This window comes from Methylobacterium variabile (assembly GCF_001043975.1).
GTDB classification, from domain to species: domain Bacteria; phylum Pseudomonadota; class Alphaproteobacteria; order Rhizobiales; family Beijerinckiaceae; genus Methylobacterium; species Methylobacterium variabile.
This window is the reverse complement of record NZ_LABY01000338.1, coordinates 1-862: the sequence shown is the minus strand read 5'-3', so window position 1 is coordinate 862 and position 862 is coordinate 1. Positions and strand designations below refer to the sequence as shown.

The 862-nt window shown below is 72.4% G+C and carries 1 protein-coding gene; it reads left to right on the top strand.

The window, feature by feature from the left end; all coding sequences use genetic code 11:
- A partial coding sequence (locus VQ02_RS32475; protein ID WP_048448399.1) for a UDP-glucose dehydrogenase family protein occupies positions 1–862 on the top strand: 862 nt, incomplete at both ends.

Sequence of the window (862 nt, the reverse complement as noted above, 5' to 3'; positions counted from 1 at the left end):
GAGCCCGGCCTCGACGCCCTGGTCGCCGACAACGTCCGCCAGGAGCGCCTCGCCTTCACCACCAACCTCGCCGAGGCCGTCGCCGGTGCCGACGCGGTCTTCATCGCCGTCGGCACCCCCTCCCGCCGCGGCGACGGCTTCGCCGACCTCTCCTACGTCTACCAGGCCGCCCGCGACATCGCCGGCGCGGTCACCGGGCCCACCGTCGTCGTCACCAAGTCCACGGTGCCGGTCGGCACCGGCGACGAGGTCGAGCGCATCGTCCGCGAGACCCGCCCCGGGATCGCCATCGCGGTCGCCTCCAACCCCGAGTTCCTGCGCGAAGGCGCGGCCATCGCCGACTTCAAGCGCCCCGACCGCATCGTCATCGGGGCCGACGACCCGCCCGCCGCCGCAGTCGTCAGCGAGCTCTACCGCCCGCTCTACCTCAACCACGCCCCGATCCTGGTGACCTCGCGCCGCACCGCCGAGCTGACCAAGTACGCCGCCAACGCGTTCCTGGCCACCAAGATCACCTTCATCAACGAGATCGCCGACCTGTGCGAGCAGGTCGGCGCCGACGTGCAGGAGGTCGCCCGCGGCATCGGGCTCGACAACCGCATCGGGCGCAAGTTCCTGCATGCCGGGCCGGGCTACGGCGGCTCGTGCTTTCCCAAGGACACCCTGGCCCTGGTCAAGACCGCGCAGGATGCCGGCTCCCCGGTGCGCCTCGTCGAGACGGTGGTGGCGGTCAACGACCAGCGCAAGCGGGCGATGGCCCGCAAGGTGGTGGCGGCCTGCGGCGGGAGCGTGCGGGGGCGGCGGCGGCGCGGTGTGGGCCCTGTGCTCTTTCGAGCTATTGACTCGCCCACGCATGAGAACG